The 17,839-nt window shown below is 68.0% G+C and carries 19 protein-coding genes; 7 read left to right on the forward strand and 12 right to left on the reverse strand.

What is annotated here, in order from left to right; all coding sequences use genetic code 11:
* Positions 1–162 precede the first annotated feature (162 nt).
* Positions 163–927 (forward strand): SDR family NAD(P)-dependent oxidoreductase, encoded by a 765-nt coding sequence (locus U5771_RS00775; RefSeq protein WP_322022189.1) that lies wholly within the window; start codon positions 163–165, stop codon positions 925–927.
* Positions 928–1,004: 77 nt separating this feature from the next.
* Here U5771_RS00775 and U5771_RS00780 read toward each other — a convergent pair whose 3' ends face one another.
* On the reverse strand, positions 1,005–1,847 hold the full coding sequence (locus tag U5771_RS00780; protein ID WP_322022190.1) for a SirB1 family protein: 843 nt from the start codon (positions 1,845–1,847) through the stop codon (positions 1,005–1,007).
* 8 nt (positions 1,848–1,855) lie between these two features.
* Positions 1,856–3,478 carry a murein biosynthesis integral membrane protein MurJ gene (murJ, locus tag U5771_RS00785; protein WP_322022191.1) on the reverse strand — a complete coding sequence of 541 codons (1,623 nt, stop codon included), beginning with the start codon at positions 3,476–3,478 and terminating at the stop codon, positions 1,856–1,858.
* A 232-nt stretch (positions 3,479–3,710) separates the two neighbouring features.
* On the opposite strand from murJ, the gene rpsT reads away from it, so the two are divergent.
* Entirely contained in the window at positions 3,711–3,983 is a 273-nt protein-coding gene (gene rpsT / locus U5771_RS00790; protein WP_006482211.1) for a 30S ribosomal protein S20, read from the forward strand.
* 147 nt (positions 3,984–4,130) lie between these two features.
* Here the strand turns inward: rpsT and U5771_RS00795 are convergent, their stop codons facing one another.
* Entirely contained in the window at positions 4,131–4,451 is a 321-nt protein-coding gene (locus tag U5771_RS00795; RefSeq protein WP_014896238.1) for a DUF3579 domain-containing protein, read from the reverse strand.
* Between the two features lie 425 nt (positions 4,452–4,876).
* Here U5771_RS00795 and argF point away from each other — a divergent pair, with 425 nt between their 5' ends.
* Entirely contained in the window at positions 4,877–5,806 is a 930-nt protein-coding gene (gene argF, locus U5771_RS00800; protein ID WP_322022192.1) for an ornithine carbamoyltransferase, read from the forward strand.
* Between the two features lie 50 nt (positions 5,807–5,856).
* On the opposite strand, the gene U5771_RS00805 is transcribed toward argF, so the two are convergent.
* The 4 genes from U5771_RS00805 to murB form a co-directional block, all read right to left on the reverse strand.
* Positions 5,857–6,318, reverse strand: coding sequence for an SRPBCC family protein (locus U5771_RS00805; RefSeq protein WP_322022193.1), 462 nt, complete (start codon positions 6,316–6,318; stop codon positions 5,857–5,859).
* Positions 6,319–6,334: 16 nt separating this feature from the next.
* Positions 6,335–7,417: an SRPBCC domain-containing protein gene (locus U5771_RS00810; protein ID WP_322022194.1), complete on the reverse strand. Its 1,083-nt coding sequence runs from the start codon at positions 7,415–7,417 to the stop codon at positions 6,335–6,337.
* A complete protein-coding gene (locus U5771_RS00815) occupies positions 7,414–7,791 on the reverse strand; it encodes a metalloregulator ArsR/SmtB family transcription factor (RefSeq protein WP_322022195.1) in 378 nt (125 codons plus the stop codon). The genes U5771_RS00810 and U5771_RS00815 overlap by 4 nt, the downstream gene beginning before the upstream one ends.
* Positions 7,792–8,024: 233 nt before the next feature.
* Positions 8,025–9,074, reverse strand: coding sequence for a UDP-N-acetylmuramate dehydrogenase (murB, locus tag U5771_RS00820; RefSeq protein WP_322022196.1), 1,050 nt, complete (start codon positions 9,072–9,074; stop codon positions 8,025–8,027).
* A 136-nt stretch (positions 9,075–9,210) separates the two neighbouring features.
* On the opposite strand from murB, the gene U5771_RS00825 reads away from it, so the two are divergent.
* A complete protein-coding gene (locus tag U5771_RS00825; RefSeq protein WP_006762345.1) occupies positions 9,211–9,696 on the forward strand; it encodes a YajQ family cyclic di-GMP-binding protein in 486 nt (161 codons plus the stop codon).
* 106 nt (positions 9,697–9,802) lie between these two features.
* On the opposite strand, the gene plsY is transcribed toward U5771_RS00825, so the two are convergent.
* Complete coding sequence (plsY, locus tag U5771_RS00830) at positions 9,803–10,441, reverse strand: glycerol-3-phosphate 1-O-acyltransferase PlsY (RefSeq protein ID WP_322022197.1); 639 nt, start codon at positions 10,439–10,441, stop codon at positions 9,803–9,805.
* Between the two features lie 186 nt (positions 10,442–10,627).
* Positions 10,628–11,119 (reverse strand): Cys-tRNA(Pro) deacylase, encoded by a 492-nt coding sequence (gene ybaK / locus U5771_RS00835; RefSeq protein WP_121859523.1) that lies wholly within the window; start codon positions 11,117–11,119, stop codon positions 10,628–10,630.
* A gap of 289 nt (positions 11,120–11,408) precedes the next feature.
* Between ybaK and U5771_RS00840 the strand changes: the two genes are divergently transcribed.
* Entirely contained in the window at positions 11,409–12,971 is a 1,563-nt protein-coding gene (locus tag U5771_RS00840) for a class I adenylate-forming enzyme family protein (protein ID WP_322022198.1), read from the forward strand.
* Between the two features lie 28 nt (positions 12,972–12,999).
* Here the strand turns inward: U5771_RS00840 and xerD are convergent, their stop codons facing one another.
* The 3 genes from xerD to queG all read right to left on the reverse strand — a co-directional run bounded on the left by xerD (position 13,000) and on the right by queG (position 15,731).
* Positions 13,000–13,965, reverse strand: a complete 966-nt coding sequence (xerD, locus tag U5771_RS00845; protein ID WP_322022199.1) for a site-specific tyrosine recombinase XerD — start codon at positions 13,963–13,965, stop codon at positions 13,000–13,002.
* Entirely contained in the window at positions 13,962–14,432 is a 471-nt protein-coding gene (locus U5771_RS00850) for a methylated-DNA--[protein]-cysteine S-methyltransferase (RefSeq protein ID WP_322022200.1), read from the reverse strand. Before U5771_RS00850 ends, xerD begins: the two co-directional genes overlap by 4 nt.
* Positions 14,433–14,495: 63 nt before the next feature.
* The gene (gene queG, locus U5771_RS00855; protein ID WP_322022201.1) at positions 14,496–15,731 is read right to left on the reverse strand and encodes a tRNA epoxyqueuosine(34) reductase QueG; all 1,236 of its coding nucleotides are present in this window, start codon (positions 15,729–15,731) and stop codon (positions 14,496–14,498) included.
* A 17-nt stretch (positions 15,732–15,748) separates the two neighbouring features.
* On the opposite strand from queG, the gene tsaE reads away from it, so the two are divergent.
* Together tsaE and U5771_RS00865 are read left to right on the forward strand one after the other, a co-directional pair.
* Complete coding sequence (gene tsaE, locus U5771_RS00860; RefSeq protein ID WP_322022202.1) at positions 15,749–16,300, forward strand: tRNA (adenosine(37)-N6)-threonylcarbamoyltransferase complex ATPase subunit type 1 TsaE; 552 nt, start codon at positions 15,749–15,751, stop codon at positions 16,298–16,300.
* Complete coding sequence (locus U5771_RS00865; protein WP_322022203.1) at positions 16,282–17,817, forward strand: N-acetylmuramoyl-L-alanine amidase; 1,536 nt, start codon at positions 16,282–16,284, stop codon at positions 17,815–17,817. The genes tsaE and U5771_RS00865 overlap by 19 nt, the downstream gene beginning before the upstream one ends.
* The last annotated feature ends 22 nt before the right edge of the window (positions 17,818–17,839 follow it).

Here is a 17,839-nt window from a genome sequence, read left to right on the forward strand (position 1 = left end):
GTCCCTTCGGTCCGTTTCGTCCGACCTGGATTCGCATGACCGTGCCGGTCTCGCCCGCGCCCGACGGCGCCCCGTACAATCGATCGAACGCATGCGCCCCCTGAACCGGCGCACCGGCCTTCCTCCGATCGACCGGCATCGGACCCAACCAAGGAGACAGTGATGGAGATTCGCGGCAACGTCTTTCTGATCACGGGCGGCGCATCGGGCCTCGGCGCCGGCACGGCCCGCATGCTCGCGCAGGCCGGCGGCAAGGTCGTGCTCGCCGACCTGAACGAGGCGGCCGGCACGGCGCTCGCGAGCGAGCTGGGCGGCCTGTTCGTGCGCTGCGACGTGTCGGGCGAGGCCGACGCGCAGGCGGCCGTCGACGCCGCGACGCGCACGGGCACGGGCACGCTGCGCGGCCTGGTGAACTGCGCGGGCATCGCGCCCGCCGCGAAAACCGTCGGCAAGGACGGCGCGCATCCGCTCGACGTGTTCGCGAAGACGATCAACGTGAACCTGGTCGGCACCTTCAACATGATCCGGCTCGCGGCCGCCGCGATGGCCGCGACCGCGCCGAACGCCGGCGGCGAACGCGGCGTGATCGTCAGCACCGCGTCGGTCGCCGCGTACGACGGCCAGATCGGCCAGGCCGCGTATGCGGCGTCGAAGGCCGGCGTCGCGGGCATGACGCTGCCGATCGCGCGCGACCTGTCGCGCCACGGCATCCGCGTGATGACGATCGCGCCCGGGCTGTTCGAGACACCGATGCTGCTCGGCATGCCGAAGGACGTGCAGGACGCGCTCGGCGCGATGGTGCCGTTCCCGCCGCGGCTCGGCAAACCGGATGAATACGCGATGCTGGTGCGCCAGATCATCGAGAACCCGATGCTCAACGGCGAAGTGATCCGCCTCGACGGCGCGATCCGGATGCAGCCGAAGTAAATGCAAGCCACTGCAAACGAAAAACGCCCGCGATGCGGGCGTTTCGACGTTCGAGGTGCCGGTGATACTGCGACGGCTCAGTCCTCGCCGTCGCGCTGCATCCGCTGCCGCAACTCGGTCACCTGCGATTCGACGACGGTCGCGTCGTCCGCATCGGGCCGCTCGCCGAGATACTGCTCGAGATCCTCGAGCGCTGGGCGCAGATAATCGAGCCGCGCATACGCGAAGCCGCGGTCGCGCACTTCGTCGAGCTGTTCCGGCAGCAGGATCACGAGCCGCTGCTGCACCGCGAGCAGCCGCTGCCAGCGTTCCGTCTGCAGATAGATCGTCTTCAGGTTGCGCAGCATCCGCGCGATGATCTCGCGGCTCGTGGCCGGCTGCAGCAGCGCGCGCAACGCACTGTCGACCGCGCCCGCCGCACGCGCGACGTACGGCTCGAGCATCTCGACCATCTCGGCTTCGGACAACGAATGGCCGTTGGTCGGATCGATGATCAGGTCGCCGTCCGGCAGCGTGACGCGCAGCAGGAAGTGGCCTGGGAACGACACGCCGCGCGCCGGCACGCCGATCTGCTCGGCGAGCTCCAGATACAGCACCGACAGCGAGATCGGAATCCCGCGCCGCCGCTTCAGCACCGCGTTCAGGTGGCTGTTATCGGGGTCGTAGTAATCGTTGTGATTGCATGCGAAGCCGAGTTCGCGGAAGAAGAACTCGTTGAGCGCGGCGACGCGGTCCTTCAGGTTCGCATCGTCGGCGAGCCGGCGGCGCAGCCGCGCGGCCAGGATGTCGATTTCGGCCAGCGTGCCCTGCAGGTCGAGATCGGGATACGCGTCCTGTGCGAGCGACAGCACGGTTTCCGTGACGGGCAGACTGTCGTCGTCCGCCACGAGCGTGCTGAAGTAGTCGAGGACGCGAGTCATTGCGGTCGTCACTTGGCGCGCCTTCTGAAGTAAGCGTATTTGAAGCCCATCACCCACAACATACCGAAATATAGTGCAGCGAACAGCACGAGGCATGCGGCCATCAGCGCAATGCGATCGAGCGGCCGCGCGCGCATGCCGGTCCAGTCGAAGCTGATCGCGCACCAGTGCATCAGGCCCGCGAGCACGAGTGTCGCGCCGATCAACTGCACGAAGAAGCGCGGCCAGCCCGGCGACGGCTGGTAGATGCCGCGCTTGCGCAGCCCGAGGAACAGCAGCAGCGAGTTCAGGCAGGCGCCGACGCCGATGCTCAGTGTCAGGCCCGCATGGCCGATCAGCGGCACGAACACGTAGTTCGAGATCTGCGTGACGATCAGCACGCCGATCGCGATCTTCACCGGCGTCTTGATGTCCTGCTTCGCATAGAAGCCCGGTGCGAGAATCTTGATCAGGATGATGCCGACGAGGCCTATCCCGTAGGTCGCGAGCGCGCGCGCGACCATCGTGACGGTATGTGAGTCGAACTTGCCGTAGTTGAACAGCGTCGCGGTGAGCGGCGTCGCGAAGAAGAACAGCGCGAGCGCGCTCGGCGCCGCGAGCAGGAACGTGACGCGCAGCCCCCAGTCGAGCAGCGCCGAATATTCATGCGAATCGGCGTCGACGTGCGCCTTCGACAGGCTCGGCAGCAGGATCGTGCCGAGCGCGACGCCGAGCAGCGCGGTCGGGAATTCCATCAGGCGGTCGGCGTAGTTGATCCACGACACCGCGCCCTGCCCGAGCCGCGACGCGATGTTGGTGTTGATGATCAGCGACAGTTGCGCGACCGACACCGCGAACGTCGCGGGCACCATCTTGGCGAGCACCCGCTTCACGCCGGGATGACGCAGCGCGCGCACCGGGTTGAGGCCGATCAGCGGCACCATGTCGATCTTCTTCAGCCCCGGCAGCTGCACGAGGAACTGCAGCACGCCGCCCACGATCACGGCCCACGCGAGCGCGAAGACCGGCACCTTCAGGTGCGGTGCGACGAACACGGCCGCGGCGATGAACGCGACGTTGAGCAGCACCGGCGCGAACGCGGGCAGCGAGAAGCTCTTGTAGGTGTTCAGCACGCCGGACGCGAGCGTCGTCAGCGAGATGAACACGATGTACGGGAACATGATCTGCGTCATCGTGACCGCGAGCGGGAACGCCTGCCCGTCGGTATGCAGGCCGGACGCGACCGCGAACACGACCCACGACGCGCCGGCGATCCCGAGGACCGACAGCACGGCGAGCGCCCAGGCGAGCACGGTCGACATCGCGTCGACGAGCGCCTTGGTCGCATCGTGCCCCTGCTGGTTCTTGAACTCGGCCAGGATCGGCACGAACGCCTGCGAGAACGCGCCTTCGGCAGACAGGCGGCGCAGCAGGTTCGGAATTCGGAAGGCGACGTAGAACGCGTCGGTGTATTGACTGGCGCCGAACGCACGGGCGATCAGCGTCTCGCGGGCCAGTCCGGTCACGCGCGACAGCAGCGTGAAGCCGCTGACCGTCAGCAGGGCTCGGAATAGATTCATGGGGCGCTTATTATACGGACGTTGCGTGTCCCGGCACGGACGGATGCCGAAAAGGGCGCACGTCGCCGGCACCCTCGTCCGGCCGATGTCACGTTGACCTTGCCACGCGCTTGATTTTGTTGCTATAATCGCCGGTTTCTGAGCCTGTTACATGCACGGCGCCTGTCGTTTTCATGTCTCGGCCTCGGTTAAAATCACCGTTTTTTATGCGCCCCTGGGCAATCGCTCTCAGGGGACGGATCGAAAAGCAGCGCTTGGCCGTCAGGCTCCAAGCTCTGGAAACAGGACAGGATAAGGAACCGTCATGGCTAACTCCGCACAAGCACGCAAGCGCGCCCGCCAAGCCGCGAAGGCAAATTCGCACAACTCGGCGCTGCGCTCGAAATTCCGTACCGCGATCAAGTCGGTTCGCAAGGCTGTTGAAGCCGGCGACCAGGCAAAGGCTGCCGAGCTGTTCAAGGCTGCCGTGAAGACGATCGACACGATCGCCGACAAGAAGATCGTTCACAAGAACAAGGCCGCTCGCAGCAAGAGCCGCCTCGCCGCAGCCGTCAAGGGTCTGCAGGCAGCAGCGTAAATCCGGTGTGCCCGCTTCGGCGGGCGCTCCTGTTTCCTGCGATCGCAAAAAAGCCCGCCTAGGCGGGCTTTTTTGTTGCGTGTCGTCCGCGCATCGCACCGGGCGACCATCAGGCGCGGGCGCGGCATGCACCCTCGCCCGTCAAACTCACTTCTTCTCGTTGTAGTCCGGCAGCTCGCACGCCTCGGTGACGACGAGGTGGTTGTCCTTCGCGAAGTTCAGCACGAAATCGAACGCCATCGGCTCGATGTCGCGCAGCCGGGAATCGAGGATCACGCATTTCAGGTCGCCGAGCATCGTCGGGCGCACGTACAGCGAATATTTCAGGCGAGCGTTCGGCCCGCTCGCACCCGGCCCGAAGCAGGCCATCACGCCGGCCAGACGCTCCGACCAGTCGCTCGGGCGAAACTTTTTCCCGTCTTTCGTAATGCCCTGGATGAAGAATTCGGTCGGAGGGGTTTCAGCCATGTGGTTACCCAAGTGACGGCCCGGCGATGTCCAGGCGACGGCGCCTGGATACGCGAACACAAAGCTGGAGTGGACGACGACACACGCGCTCCGATATCCCGAAAACAGGCCGTCGATGCGTGCCGCCGGCGCGCCGCACCGGATTTGTGCAGCGCATGGCTTGTGTCCGGCAGAGCGCGAAAAGGCTTGCCTGCCGGGCTGGAGAAAACTTTTGAATTATACCGCAGCGCGCCATCGCGCGTCGTCTCGCGGCCCCTCTTCCGGCGTTCTCCGTCGCGCGCCACGATCCCGCCCCGGTTTTCTTCGCGGCTCGCGCCGTGGCTCGTCAAAGCACAGAAAATCCTTTATGCTGCTTTGAGTTATCCACACCCGACGGCGGCGCCGTCCGGCCCCGCTGCCGGTTCAGACCCGCCGTACTTCGTTTCATGACCGCCAAAACCATTCGTCACTACCTGCAGTTCAAGGATTTCTCGCTGGAAGACTACGAGTACGTGCTCGAACGCACGGGTATCCTGAAGCGCAAGTTCAAGAACTACGAGACCTACCACCCGCTGCACGACCGCACGCTCGCGATGATCTTCGAGAAGAGCTCGACGCGCACGCGCCTGTCGTTCGAAGCCGGCATCTTCCAGCTTGGCGGCCACGCGGTGTTCATGAGTACGCGCGACACGCAGCTCGGCCGCGGCGAGCCGGTCGAGGATTCCGCGCAGGTCATCTCGCGGATGGTCGACATCATCATGATCCGCACGTTCGAGCAGGACGTGATCACGCGCTTCGCGGAAAACTCCCGCGTGCCGGTGATCAACGGCCTGACCAACGATTACCACCCGTGCCAGGTGCTCGCCGACATCTTCACGTACTACGAGCACCGCGGCCCGATCGCCGGCAAGACGGTCGCGTGGGTCGGCGATGCGAACAACATGCTGTACACCTGGATCGAAGCCGCGCAGATCCTCGGCTTCAAGCTGCGCCTGTCGACGCCGCCGGGCTATGCGCTCGACATGAAGCTCGTGTCGCCGGGCAGCGCGCCGTTCTACGAGGTGTTCGACGATCCGAACGAAGCGTGCAAGGGCGCCGATCTCGTGACGACCGACGTGTGGACGAGCATGGGCTTCGAAGCCGAAAACGAGGCACGGATGAAGGCGTTCGCCGACTGGTGCGTCGACGAGGAAATGATGGGTCACGCGAACCAGGACGCGCTGTTCATGCACTGCCTGCCCGCGCACCGCGGCGAGGAAGTGACGGCCGGCGTGATCGACGGCCCGCAGAGCGTCGTGTGGGACGAGGCGGAAAACCGCCTGCACGTGCAGAAGGCGCTGATGGAGTTCCTGCTGCTCGGCCGGTTGAAGCACTGACGGCCAGGCGTCACCTCACGCTCGAAGCGCCGGTCACCGACCGGCGCTTTTCATTTGCCGACCTGCGGCGCATGGGCGCGCCGCAGGTAATCGCGCAAGCTTTCCATCGCGCGAACGGTCTGCATCGGCAGCGCGCGGCGCACCATCGGCGAGAACAGCCGCGCGAGCCAGGTTCTGGGCGCGATCTCGACCTCGTGAGTCAGGCGCGTGCCGCCGTCATGCGCCTCGATGCGGAAATCGACGTTCACGCGCATCATCCGGTCTTCGTACACGCAAACGAGCCGCTCACCCGGCTTGCGAATGACGATGCGCCCGTCCATCACGCCGGCCCGCCGCCCGTCGCGGTACGCGTAGCGCAGCGCCTGCCCCTCGGCGTTGGGCCCCGGCGCCGCTTTCTCGATGCCGGTGCAGCGCTCGAGCCATTGCGGCGTGACGGAAAAATCGTCGAGTGTCGCGAACACTTCCGCCGGCGATTGCTCCACGACGATCGTGTGGGCGAAACGAATGCTCATGCCGATGCGCCCCCGGTCAGCCCGGCGCCGGCTGGGTCGCGGCGAAGCTCGGCCGTTCGCGCATCACCGCATGCGCGCGCGTGACGTTCGGGACGTTCCGCAGCAGTTCCGCACCTTCCGGGAACATCCCGACATACGCCACGATCGGTGCCAGGAACAGATCCGCCATCGACACCGTTCCACCGACCAGATAGTCGCGGCCGCCATACGCTGCGTCGAACACGCGCAGATGCTTGTCGATGTCGGGGAGCGCCGCGTCGATCACCGCGCGGTCGGGCTGGCCGTTTTCGCCCTTCGGGAAGATGTACTGCAGCACGTAGCGGCGAACCATCGCGTCGTACGCGTGACAGGTGATCAGGCTGATCCACTGCTCGCCGCGCGCATGCGCGGTGGCGCCCCACTGGGGCAACAGGCTCGGGCCGTCGAACGCTTCGTCGATATAGCCGAGGATCGCCCGCGTTTCGTAAAACTCGACCGGGCCGTCGCAGAACGCCGGAATGCGCCCGAACGGGTTGTGCGCGAGCACCTCCGGCGAATGCGGCGGCACCGCCTGCAACGTATATGCGACGCCCTTTTCCGCGAGTGCCATCCGCACGGTGCGGCAGAAGGAGCTGCGCGGATCACCGATCACGCTGACCGTTCCCGCGCTGCCTTCCGGGTCCAGCAGATCGCTGAGCCGGTTGAACACCGATTGCCACCCGCCCATGTGCGAATCGCGCTCGGCCTCCCCGGGAAAGCCGCTGTGACGCATGTGCAGATGCGTGCCGCCGTCCCGGTCGGTGAACGTGACCTCGATCAGCGTCTTCAGGTCGGCCGGCATCGCCCCGGCCTCCCACGCCCAGGTGTACGCCAGGAAATCGACGCGATCGACCTTCTGGTATTCGCCGCCCGCGATGTGCCGCGAACCGTCGCGCCCGCCCATCACGATGCGGTACTTGCCGCCGACCCGCGCGTCGGCACTCGCCTCGATCACGCTCATCCCGCGTGGACAATGCCAGGACGCCAGCGCGGTTTCGTTCGTGAACGCATCGAAGACTCGCTCGCGCGGCGCGCGGATGAAGCGGTTCAATTCAAGGTGAAACGTCGCTGCCTGACTCATGACTTCTCCCGCCGAGGTGGAACGTCGTCGCCGACCGTGCCGCCGGCGCACGATTGTTCGACGAACGCCGTCAGTCGATCGAGGCTCTCTTCCCAATACTGCCGATAGGCTTCGAGCCATCCGTGTGCATCGCGCATCCCGTCCGCGCGCAACCGGCAGATTCGCCAGCGCGCATTGACTTCCCTCTCGATCAGCCCCGCCTCCGACAGCACGCGAAGATGCTTCGAAATCGCCGGCGCCGACATGTCGAACGGTCGGGCCAGTTCGCCGACCGGCGCCGCGCCCTCCGCCAGGCGAAGCAGGATCGCCCGGCGGGTCGGATCGGCCAGCGCGGCGAAGACTACGGAAAGGGGATCGGGTGTCGTCGATCGCATAGTCTCATTTAACTTCTAGGTTAAGTGTAAGTCAAGGTCGCGGCAGCGATCGATCGTCAAGCATCGTGAATTGAATGGCGCGTGCAAGGAACGCGCCGCGCACGGTCGACGCACGGCATGCCTCCTGACCGCGGGGCGGGGTCGCCGGAACAACGGGAGGCAATTGCCTTCGGGGCCGGCAAGATGCGATCCCGTGCACCGCCGAAGCGGCGCGAACCAGCGTCAGGCCCGACTCACAGGCAAACCGGCTCGGGCTCCAGCTCGACGCCGAAGCGCGTGCGCACGTCGTCCTGGATCGCGCGCGCCAGTGCGAGCACCTCGGCGCCCGTCGCGCCGCCGCGATTGACCAGTACGAGCGCCTGCCGGTCGTGCACGGCCGCCGCACCGAGCGCGCGCCCTTTCCAGCCGCACTGGTCGATCAGCCAGCCGGCCGCGAGCTTCACCTGCCCGTCCGGCTGCGGATACGACACGACTTCGGGCGCGCGTGCGCGCAGCGCAGCGAACTGCGCGGCGTCGATCACCGGATTCTTGAAGAAGCTGCCCGCGTTGCCGAGCACGAGCGGATCGGGCAGCTTCGCGCGGCGGATCGCGACGACCGCATCGAACACGTCGCGCGGCGTCGCCGCGTCCGGCGCGATGCCGCGCGCGTCGAGCTCGCGTGTGACGTCCGCGTAGCCGAGCCGCGGCGTCCAGCGCTTCGGCAGCCGGAACGTCACCGCCACGATCGCGAAGCGGCCGCGCCCTTCCCGCTTGAAGAAGCTGTCGCGATAGCCGAACGCGCAGCGCGCGGCGTCGAAACGCTCGCGGCGCCCCGTCGCGAGTTCGACGGCGACCAGCGAGTCGAAATAGGTCTTCATCTCGAGGCCGTACGCGCCGATGTTCTGGATCGGCGCGGCGCCGACGGTGCCGGGAATCAGTGCAAGGTTCTCAAGGCCCGGCATCCCGTGCTCGAGCGTCCACGCGACGAACGCGTGCCAGGTCTCGCCGCCGCCGGCCTCGACGTACCACGCGTCGTCGTCCTCGCGCACGACGCGGCGGCCGGCGATCTCGTCGAGCAGCACGACACCGTCGAAATCGCGCGTGAACACGACGTTGCTGCCGCCGCCGAGCACGAGCTGCGGCAGCGACGCGACGCGCGGGTCGCGGTGCAGCGCCTCGAACTGCGACGCATGCGTGATGCGCGCGGCAAAGCGCGCCTTCGCGGCGATGCCGAACGTGTTGTGCGCGGCGAGCGGATGGTCGGGGAGCAGCGACAGGGCGGAATCGTCAGGAGGCATCGGCATTCGCGGTCACGTCCGCCGGGCGGGCACACGGCCGGCCTTGGGCAAACGAAGGGGCATCGGTAAAATGGCAAACAGTCCGCAATTATAGCGAGTGCCCGCGCGCCAGCCGGGCGCCCGCATCTCAAGGGAGAATGCCATGCCATCGTTCGACGTCGTTTCCGAAGCGAACATGATCGAAGTGAAGAACGCCATCGAGCAGTCGAACAAGGAAATTTCGACGCGCTTCGACTTCAAGGGCTCCGACGCACGCGTCGAGCAGAAGGAGCGCGAGCTGACGCTGTTCGCCGACGACGATTTCAAGCTCGGCCAGGTCAAGGACGTGCTGATCAACAAGCTCGCGAAGCGCAACGTCGACGTGCGCTTCCTCGACTACGGCAAGGTCGAGAAGATCGGCGGCGACAAGGTCAAGCAGATCGTCACCGTGAAGAAGGGCGTGACGGGCGACCTCGCGAAGAAGATCGTCAGGCTCGTGAAAGACAGCAAGATCAAGGTGCAGGCGAGCATCCAGGGCGACGCGGTGCGCGTGGCCGGCACGAAGCGCGACGACCTGCAGAGCGTGATCGCGATGCTGCGCAAGGACGTGACCGACACCCCGCTCGACTTCAACAACTTCCGCGACTGATCGACGCCGTCGACGGCGCCATCGACCGCGCCGTCAACGAGTCATGCCGCGCCGCCGGGCCCCGCACACGGGGCGCCCCGGCGGGCGGCAGCCGCCATCCCCTGCGTCAAACCTTTCCGCCGTCCTGCGCGCCGCCGTCGGACGCTGCCTTCTTCTTGTCACCGATCCGGCTTTCCTGCCCCGCCAGCAGCTTCGAGATGTTGCCGCGGTGACGCCACACGAGCAGCACGCTCATCGCGAGCACGGCCCACGCGACCGGGTTGTGGCCGGTGCCGAACAGGAACACGTCGAACACCGGTGCAAACACGGCCGCCACCAGCGCCGCGAGCGACGAATAGCGGAAGAAGAACGCGACGATCAGCCAGGTCAGCGCGGTCGCGAGGCCGAGCACCGGGTGCACGGCGAGCAGCACGCCGGCGGCGGTCGCGACGCCCTTGCCGCCCTGGAAGCGGAAGAACACCGGATACAGGTGGCCGAGGAACACGGCGATCGCGACCCACGCGACGGCGACCTCGGTCAGCCCGAAGTGCCGCGCGAGCCAGACGGCGAACCAGCCCTTGAACGCGTCGCCGACGAGCGTCAGGATCGCGGCCTTCTTGTTGCCGCTGCGCAGCACGTTGGTCGCGCCGGGATTCTTCGACCCGTACGAACGGGGATCGGCCAGGCCCATCGCGGTGCTGACGACGACGGCGAACGACACCGAACCGATCAGGTAGGCAACAAGTGCGGCGAGCAGGATCTGCATGCGGAGAACTCTTCTTTCAACGTATCGGTAAAGGGACGGCCGGGCGCGGCATGCCGACCGGTCGGGGCAGACGCCGTCGCGGCGAACCGCCGGCAGGCCGTGGCGGCCGGCCGGGCGGGCGGGCCGACCGGCCGAAACGGCGCCCATTCTACCGAACGAGCACGGCCTGCCACGAAGGTGAAACCCTCAGTCGACGCTCGCGCACTGCACGGGCGTCGCGCCGAGCAGCGTCGTGAGCACCGCCGGCGCGAGGCTGACGAGGTAGCCGCGGCGGCCGCCGTTCAGGTAGATCGTCGGCAATTCGAGGATGGTCGACTCGACGTACACGGGCATCGTCTTGCGCGTGCCGAACGGCGACGTGCCGCCGACCAGATAGCCGGAATGACGGTTCGCGACGTCGGGCTTGCACGGCTCGACGCGCTTCGCGCCGATCTGCCGCGCAAGGTTCTTGGTCGACACCGTGCGGTCGCCGTGCATCAGCACGATCAGCGGCTTCGCGTGCTCGTCCTCCATCACGAGCGTCTTCACGACGCTGTGTTCGTCGACACCGAGCTGGCGCGCCGACTCGCCGGTTCCGCCGTGCTCGACGTAATCGTACGGATGCTCGTCGAATGCGACGCCGTGGCGGCGCAGCAGCTGGGTCGCGGGTGTCTCGGACACGTGTCTGGATTTGCTCATGGCGGCATTTTAATGGCGAACGACCAGTGGGCGGGCGTCGTCGCACGATCGCCCCGTCTCGTGTTCGCGGCGGTGGGCCGCGCACCGGCGGTATACTCGCGGCCCTTTTGCCGCGGGATCCCGGGATCCCGGGCGAGCCTGCCTGCGGTTGCGGCGCGCCCGTCCGTCATCATTGCGGACATCGCGAAGTGCTATTGCCCGATTGACCGATTGTGGCGCGCCCGCCGTCATGGCACGATCGTTCGCAAAACTCGCCGCGCCGCCGCCCGGCCCTTCTTCTGGAGACGCCATGTCCTCGCCTGTCCGCCCAGCCGCGCCGCTCGACGTCGCGGCACTGCTCGCCGCGCTGCCCGGCCGCATCGCCGACGTGCCCGCCCGCTGGGCCGCGCAAGCGCCCGCGCATCCGGCGCTGATCGAGGACGCGCGCCGCCTGTCGTACGGCGAGCTGTCGCAGGCCGTCGATGCGGCCGCCGAGCGGCTCGCGCGCCTCGGCGTGCGCGGCGGCGATCGCGTGATGATCGTCGCGGAAAACAGCGTCGCGCAGATCGTGCTGCTGTTCGCGGTCGCGCGCGTCGACGCATGGGCGCTCGTGTCGAACGCGCGGCTGTCCGCCGGCGAACTCGATGCGATCGCTGCGCACGCGCGGCCGAAGCTGATCGCGTTCGCGACGGAAGCATCGCCCGATGCGCGCACCCATGCGGCGCGCTACGACGCGACGCCCGCCGACGCGCTGCCGGTCGACATCGGCGCGTGGTCGTACCGCGTCGACGCAAGCGCGCCCGATGAACCGGTGGTGGCCGACGGGGCCGCGCAGTGCGCGGCGCTGATCTACACGACCGGCACGACGGGTACCCCGAAAGGCGTGATGCTGTCGCATCGCAACCTGCTGTTCATCGCGGCGACGTCGAGCGCGCTGCGCGGCGTGTCGCCCGACGACGTCGTCTATGCGGTGCTGCCCGTGTCGCACGTGTACGGGCTCGCGTCGGTCTGCCTCGGCAGCCTGTACGCGGGCGCGACGCTGCGGCTCGCGCCGCGCTTCTCGCCGGAGGCCGTGCGCGTCGCGCTCGCCGACGAAGGCGTGACGATCTTCCAGGGTGTGCCCGCGATGCACGCGAAGCTGCTCGAGCACCTGCACACGCACGCGCACGCATGGCGCGCGCCGCGGCTGCGCTTCGCGTATTCGGGCGGCTCGCCGCTCGACGCGGACCTGAAGGCGCGCGTCGAGCGCGTGTACGGCGTGCCGCTGCACAACGGCTACGGAATGACCGAAAGCAGCCCGACGATCACGCAGACGCCGCTCGACGCGCCGCGCACCGACTGCTCGGTCGGCGTGCCGATCCCGGGCGTCGAGATGCGGATCGTCGCACCGGACGGCGCCGACGTGCCGCAGGGTGCGGTGGGCGAAATCCGCGTGCGCGGGCCGAACGTGATGCTCGGCTACTACCGCAACGCGGACGCGACGCGCGCGGCCGTGTCGCCGGACGGCTGGCTCAGCACCGGCGATCTCGCGCGCCGGGAAGCGGACGGCTCGGTGACGATCGCGGGCCGCAGCAAGGAGCTGATCATCCGCTCGGGCTTCAACGTGTATCCGGTCGAGGTCGAACAGGTGCTGAACGCGCACCCGGAGGTCGTGCAGGCGGCCGTCGTCGGCCGCGCGGTCGAGGGCAACGAGGAAGTGCTCGCGTTCGTCGAGCTGGTGCCGGGCGCGACGGCGACCGAGGCCGCGCTGCAGGCGTGGTGCGCGGAACGGCTCGCACCCTACAAGCGCCCTGCGCGCATCCGCGTGCTCGATGCGCTGCCCGCCGCGTCGACGGGCAAGGTGCTGAAGCACAAGCTGCGCGAACTTGCGTGACGCGCGGCGCCGGCCGGCACGCGCCGCGCTAGCCGCGCGGGTGGTGCTGCGCGTGCAGCGTCTTCAGCCGCTCGCGCGCGACGTGCGTGTAGATCTGCGTGGTCGAGATGTCGCTGTGGCCGAGCAGCAGCTGCACGACGCGCAGGTCCGCGCCGTGGTTCAGCAGGTGCGTCGCGAACGCGTGCCGCAGCGTATGCGGCGACAGGTGCGCGCGCACGTCGGCCTGCTGCGCGTGACGCTTGATGATGTTCCAGAACTGCTGGCGCGTCATCCCGTCGCCGCGCGCGGTCACGAACAGCGCGTCGGCCGCGCGCGCGCCGAGCAGCGCCGGCCGCGCGTCGCGCAGGTAGCGCTCGATCCAGCCGTGCGCGACTTCGCCGAACGGCACGAGCCGCTCCTTCGAACCCTTGCCCATCACGCGCACGACGCCCTCGTTGAGCCCGACCTCGACGGTCTTCAGCGTGACGAGTTCGCTCACGCGCAGCCCGCTCGCGTACATCAGCTCCAGCATCGTGCGATCGCGCAGGCCGAGCGGCGTGCCGATGTCGGGCGCGCCGAGCAGCGCTTCGACCTGCGCCTCGGACAGCGTCGACGGAAACCGCGCGGCCTGTTTCGCCGACGTGATCCGCAGCGTCGGATCCGCGCTCGCGTGATGTTCGCGCACGGCCCAGCCGTAATAGCGACGGAACACCGACAACCGCCGGTTCGACGACGTCGCCTTGCCGTCGCTGCGCGCGGCGATGTAGCCGGTCACCATCGTTTCGTCGGCCGAGTCGAGCGGCGCATCGTGCGTCGCCGCCAGCCATTGCGAAAACAGCACCAGATCGCGCCGGTACGCATCGAGCGTGTTGCGCGCGAGCCCGTGCTCGAGCCACAGCGCGTCGCAGAACACGTCGATCGACGCGCGGCTCGCGAGCAGCGCGGGCGATGCGGCGGCCTCGCCGCCGTCGTTGGCGTCGGAATCGGAATCGGGGGAAAGCAACGGTTCACTCATCGGTACGGCACGCCTTCATGCGCCAGCAGCCAGCGCTTCACTTTCTGGTAATAGCCATTGTCGTCGTGATTCGCGAAGCCGCCGAGGCCGCCCGCCGCGACGACGCGATGACACGGAATCACGAGCGGGAAGTAGTTCGCGCCGCACGCCTGGCCGACCGCGCGCGGCGCGCTGCCGATCCGCTTCGCGACCTGCCCGTAGGTCAGCACCGTGCCCGGCGGAATGTCGCTGATCACGTTCCACACCCGATGCTGGAAGGCGCTGCCGACGTCGGCGAGCGGCAGGTCGAAGCGTGCCGACGCGCGCTCGAAATAACGTTCGATCTGCTCGACCGCGCGCTTCGCGAGCGGCGAGTCCGGATCGACCGACTTGACCGACTCGGGCAGATAGACGATCTCGCGCACCACCGCGGCATCGGTGCGGATGCCGACCTTGCCGAACGGCGCGTCGATGACTGCGTTGAACATGAGCTCCTCCTCACCGGTGAAACGCGCGGCGCCGCCGCGCGCCGACGACACTTTACGCCGCCTTCATGCGGCACGCAGCGCCCATTCGACATGCTCGCGCACGATCGGCGACGGATCGTCGGCCCGCGCGCGCAACGCGGCGACGATCGCGTCGCGCGCGTCGGGTGCGAGCCGATCGGCCGGCGCACGCAACGCATTGCCGAGCCCGACCGCGAGATTGCGCAGCCAGCTTTCGTAACCGATGCGCCGGATCGCGCTGCCCTGCATCCGCGTATCGAATGTGTCGGCGTCCCAGGCGAACAGCTCGACGAGCGTCGCGCGGTCGAGCCCGTGCCGCACGTCGAAATCGGCGACGGGCGCGGCCTGCGCGAACTTGTTCCACGGACACACGAGCTGGCAGTCGTCGCAACCGTACACGCGGTTGCCGATCATCGGCCGCAGCGGCTCCGGAATGCTGCCTTTCAGTTCGATCGTCAGGTACGAAATGCAGCGGCGCGCGTCGACGCGATACGGTTCGACGATCGCGCCGGTCGGGCACGCGCCGATGCAGCGCGTGCAGCTGCCGCAGTGCGCGCCGGGCGTCTCGGGCGCGAGCTCGGGCGCCGTTTGCGCATCGGTCGGCAGCGGCACGTCGACGTAGATCTCGCCGAGGAAGAACAGCGAACCCGCGTCGCGCTGCAGCAGCAGCGTATGCTTGCCGCGCCAGCCGACCCCGGCCTTCTGCGCGAGCTCGACCTCGAGCACCGGCGCCGAATCGGTGAACACGCGGTAGCCGAATGCGCCGATCTCGCGCTCGATGCGCTCCGCGAGCGTCTGCAGCCGGTTGCGCAGCACCTTGTGATAGTCGCGGCCGCGGGCGTAGATCGACACGACGGCCGCCTGCGGATCGTCGAGACGCGCGCGTTCGCGCTCGCGCCAGTCGTGCGGCGCGAGCGCGCCGGATGACGCATCGGGACCGTCGGCGGCGAGCGTCTGGGCTGGCAGATAAGCGAGCCGCGCGGAGATCACGCGTCGCGTACCGGCCACAAGTTCGGCCGGCCGCGCACGTTTCATCCCGTGTTTCGCCATATAATCCATTTCGCCGTGGTACCCGGCTTCCAGCCAGGCGGCGAGGCCTGCTTCGGCATCCGAGAGATCGGTATCGCTGATGCCGATCGCCCCGAAACCCAATTCGCGCCCCCACGCCCTGATGCGAGCGGCGAGCGCAGTCAACGTCGCATCATCGAGCGCGCACGGCGCCGCGCCTTCGGCACGAGTCGAAGGCCTGTCGGATGCGGCGAGTTCCGGTAATCGGTTCATCGCACTATTTTACGAGAATGCCAGCCACGTCCCATACGCCTCATGCCGACACGCTGCCTGCCCCGCTCGCGGAGCGCGTGATCGCACTCGCCGACGAAGCGGCGACCGAGGCCTTCGGCACCCGCTTCGCGCACGCGCTCGACGCGGCACGCAGCGAACTCGCCCATGCCCACGCGTTCGACGGACTCCAGATCCAGCTGATCGGCGACCTCGGCGCGGGCAAAACCACCCTCGTGCGCGCGATCCTGCGCGGCCTCGGCCACCCGGGACGCGTGCGCAGCCCGACCTACACGCTCGTCGAACCGTACGCATTCGCGCGCGAAGACGGGGAACTTGAGGTCTATCACTTCGATCTGTATCGATTCAACGATCCGGCCGAATGGTCCGACGCAGGCTTTCGCGAATATTTCAATTCCAGCGCGATCTGCCTCGTCGAATGGCCGCAACAGGCGGGCACCCTGCTCGGCGTGCCCGATCTGGTTTTCTCGCTCGACGTGGATGGCGACGGACGCGCCCTCACCGTCCGGGCGTTCAGCGCTTCAGGAAAGGCATGTCTCGAAAGATGTTGATCAAACCGTTCCGCTCGATCGAATCGGCGGCCACCGCGACGCACAACTGGCGGCGCCGTCAGATCCTGTGCGCGGGCGCGTCGACGCTGGTGCTCGGTCTCGCCGCGCCGCGGCTCGCGCATGCGTCGTCGGTGCTCGGCGTGCGCGTGTGGCCCGCGCGCGATTACACGCGCGTCACGATCGAATCCGATCAGCCGCTGCAGAATAGCCAACAGCTGCTGCAGGGTCCCGACCGGCTCGTCGTCGACCTGAACGGGCTCGATCTCGACCAGGCGTTGCGCGACCTCGTATCGAAGATCGCGCCGAACGATCCGCAGATCCAGTCGGTGCGCGTCGGCCAGTATCAGCCGCACGTCGTGCGGATGGTGTTCGACCTGAAGGGCTCGGTGAAGCCGCAGGTGTTCACGCTGCCGCCGGTCGGCACCTACAAGTACCGGCTCGTGTTCGACCTGTATCCGGCCGTCGCGCCCGATCCGCTGACCGACCTGATCGCGCAGACGGAACGCAAGGAACAGGCGCTCAACGACACCGCGCGCGCGCAGCAGATGCAGCCGCCGACCGCGCTCGCGGGCCCGGCCGCGCCGCCGCCCGGCGCGGGCGACAACAGCGACGCGTTCTTCCAGCGCTTCGCGCAGAACACGCCGGCCGCGCCGCGCACGCCGCCGGCCGCCGCGACGCCGTCTTCGCCTGCCACGCCCGCGAAGCCGGCCGTCAAGCCGCCGCCCGTCATCGCGCGCCGCGACGACAGCGACGACGACGGCGACACCTACAAGTTCACCGCGCCGAAATCCGGCAAGGGCGGCACCGTGCGCCTGCTGACGGTCGCGATCGATCCGGGCCACGGCGGCGAGGATCCGGGCGCGATCGGCGGCGGCGGCACGTACGAGAAGCACATCGCACTCGACATCGCGAAGAAGCTGCGCGCGAAGATCGACGGCGCGCCGAACATGCGCGCGATGATGACGCGCGACGCGGACTTCTTCGTGCCGCTGAACGTGCGCGTGCAGAAGGCACGCCGCGTCGGCGCGGATCTCTTCGTGTCGATCCACGCCGATGCGTTCACGACGCCGTCCGCGCGCGGCTCGTCGGTGTTCGCGCTGTCCGACCACGGCGCGACGAGCGCCGCGGCACGCTGGATGGCGAACAAGGAAAACTCGTCGGACCTGATCGGCGGCATCAACATCAAGACGGCGGACGCGGCCGTGAACCGCGCGCTGTTCGACATGTCGACGACCGCGCAGATCCGCGACTCGCTGCGCTACGGCAACTACGTGCTGAAGGAAGTCGGCGGCATCAACAAGCTGCACAAGGGCTCGGTCGAACAGGCCGGGTTCGCGGTGCTGAAGGCGCCCGACATCCCGTCGATCCTCGTCGAGACCGCGTTCATCAGCAACCCCGACGAAGAGCGCCGGCTCAACGACGACAGCTATCGCGACGAGATGGCCGATGCGATCTTCCGCGGCATCAAGCGTTACTTCGCCGCGAACCCGCCGCTCGCGAAGAACCGGATGGCCTGACGCGCCACCCGTCCCCGCCGCC

The sequence above is a fragment of the Burkholderia sp. BCC1977 genome (assembly GCF_905339595.1).
Classification (GTDB): Bacteria; Pseudomonadota; Gammaproteobacteria; order Burkholderiales; family Burkholderiaceae; genus Burkholderia.

Bases quoted from the DNA above. Each gene is read 5' to 3' on its own strand.
- U5771_RS00810 (WP_322022194.1), bottom strand. From the start codon at position 7,417: ATGAGTCAGGCAGCGACGTTTCACCTTGAATTGAACCGCTTCATCCGC.
- U5771_RS00825 (WP_006762345.1), top strand. From the start codon at position 9,211: ATGCCATCGTTCGACGTCGTTTCCGAAGCGAACATGATCGAAGTGAAG.
- rpsT (WP_006482211.1), top strand. From the start codon at position 3,711: ATGGCTAACTCCGCACAAGCACGCAAGCGCGCCCGCCAAGCCGCGAAG.
- U5771_RS00775 (WP_322022189.1), top strand. From the start codon at position 163: ATGGAGATTCGCGGCAACGTCTTTCTGATCACGGGCGGCGCATCGGGC.
- U5771_RS00780 (WP_322022190.1), bottom strand. From the start codon at position 1,847: ATGACTCGCGTCCTCGACTACTTCAGCACGCTCGTGGCGGACGACGAC.
- queG (WP_322022201.1), bottom strand. From the start codon at position 15,731: ATGAACCGATTACCGGAACTCGCCGCATCCGACAGGCCTTCGACTCGT.
- U5771_RS00865 (WP_322022203.1), top strand. From the start codon at position 16,282: ATGTCTCGAAAGATGTTGATCAAACCGTTCCGCTCGATCGAATCGGCG.
- murB (WP_322022196.1), bottom strand. From the start codon at position 9,074: ATGCCGATGCCTCCTGACGATTCCGCCCTGTCGCTGCTCCCCGACCAT.
- tsaE (WP_322022202.1), top strand. From the start codon at position 15,749: ATGCCAGCCACGTCCCATACGCCTCATGCCGACACGCTGCCTGCCCCG.
- argF (WP_322022192.1), top strand. From the start codon at position 4,877: ATGACCGCCAAAACCATTCGTCACTACCTGCAGTTCAAGGATTTCTCG.
- U5771_RS00850 (WP_322022200.1), bottom strand. From the start codon at position 14,432: ATGTTCAACGCAGTCATCGACGCGCCGTTCGGCAAGGTCGGCATCCGC.
- U5771_RS00805 (WP_322022193.1), bottom strand. From the start codon at position 6,318: ATGAGCATTCGTTTCGCCCACACGATCGTCGTGGAGCAATCGCCGGCG.
- U5771_RS00815 (WP_322022195.1), bottom strand. From the start codon at position 7,791: ATGCGATCGACGACACCCGATCCCCTTTCCGTAGTCTTCGCCGCGCTG.
- U5771_RS00840 (WP_322022198.1), top strand. From the start codon at position 11,409: ATGTCCTCGCCTGTCCGCCCAGCCGCGCCGCTCGACGTCGCGGCACTG.
- xerD (WP_322022199.1), bottom strand. From the start codon at position 13,965: ATGAGTGAACCGTTGCTTTCCCCCGATTCCGATTCCGACGCCAACGAC.
- plsY (WP_322022197.1), bottom strand. From the start codon at position 10,441: ATGCAGATCCTGCTCGCCGCACTTGTTGCCTACCTGATCGGTTCGGTG.
- ybaK (WP_121859523.1), bottom strand. From the start codon at position 11,119: ATGAGCAAATCCAGACACGTGTCCGAGACACCCGCGACCCAGCTGCTG.
- U5771_RS00795 (WP_014896238.1), bottom strand. From the start codon at position 4,451: ATGGCTGAAACCCCTCCGACCGAATTCTTCATCCAGGGCATTACGAAA.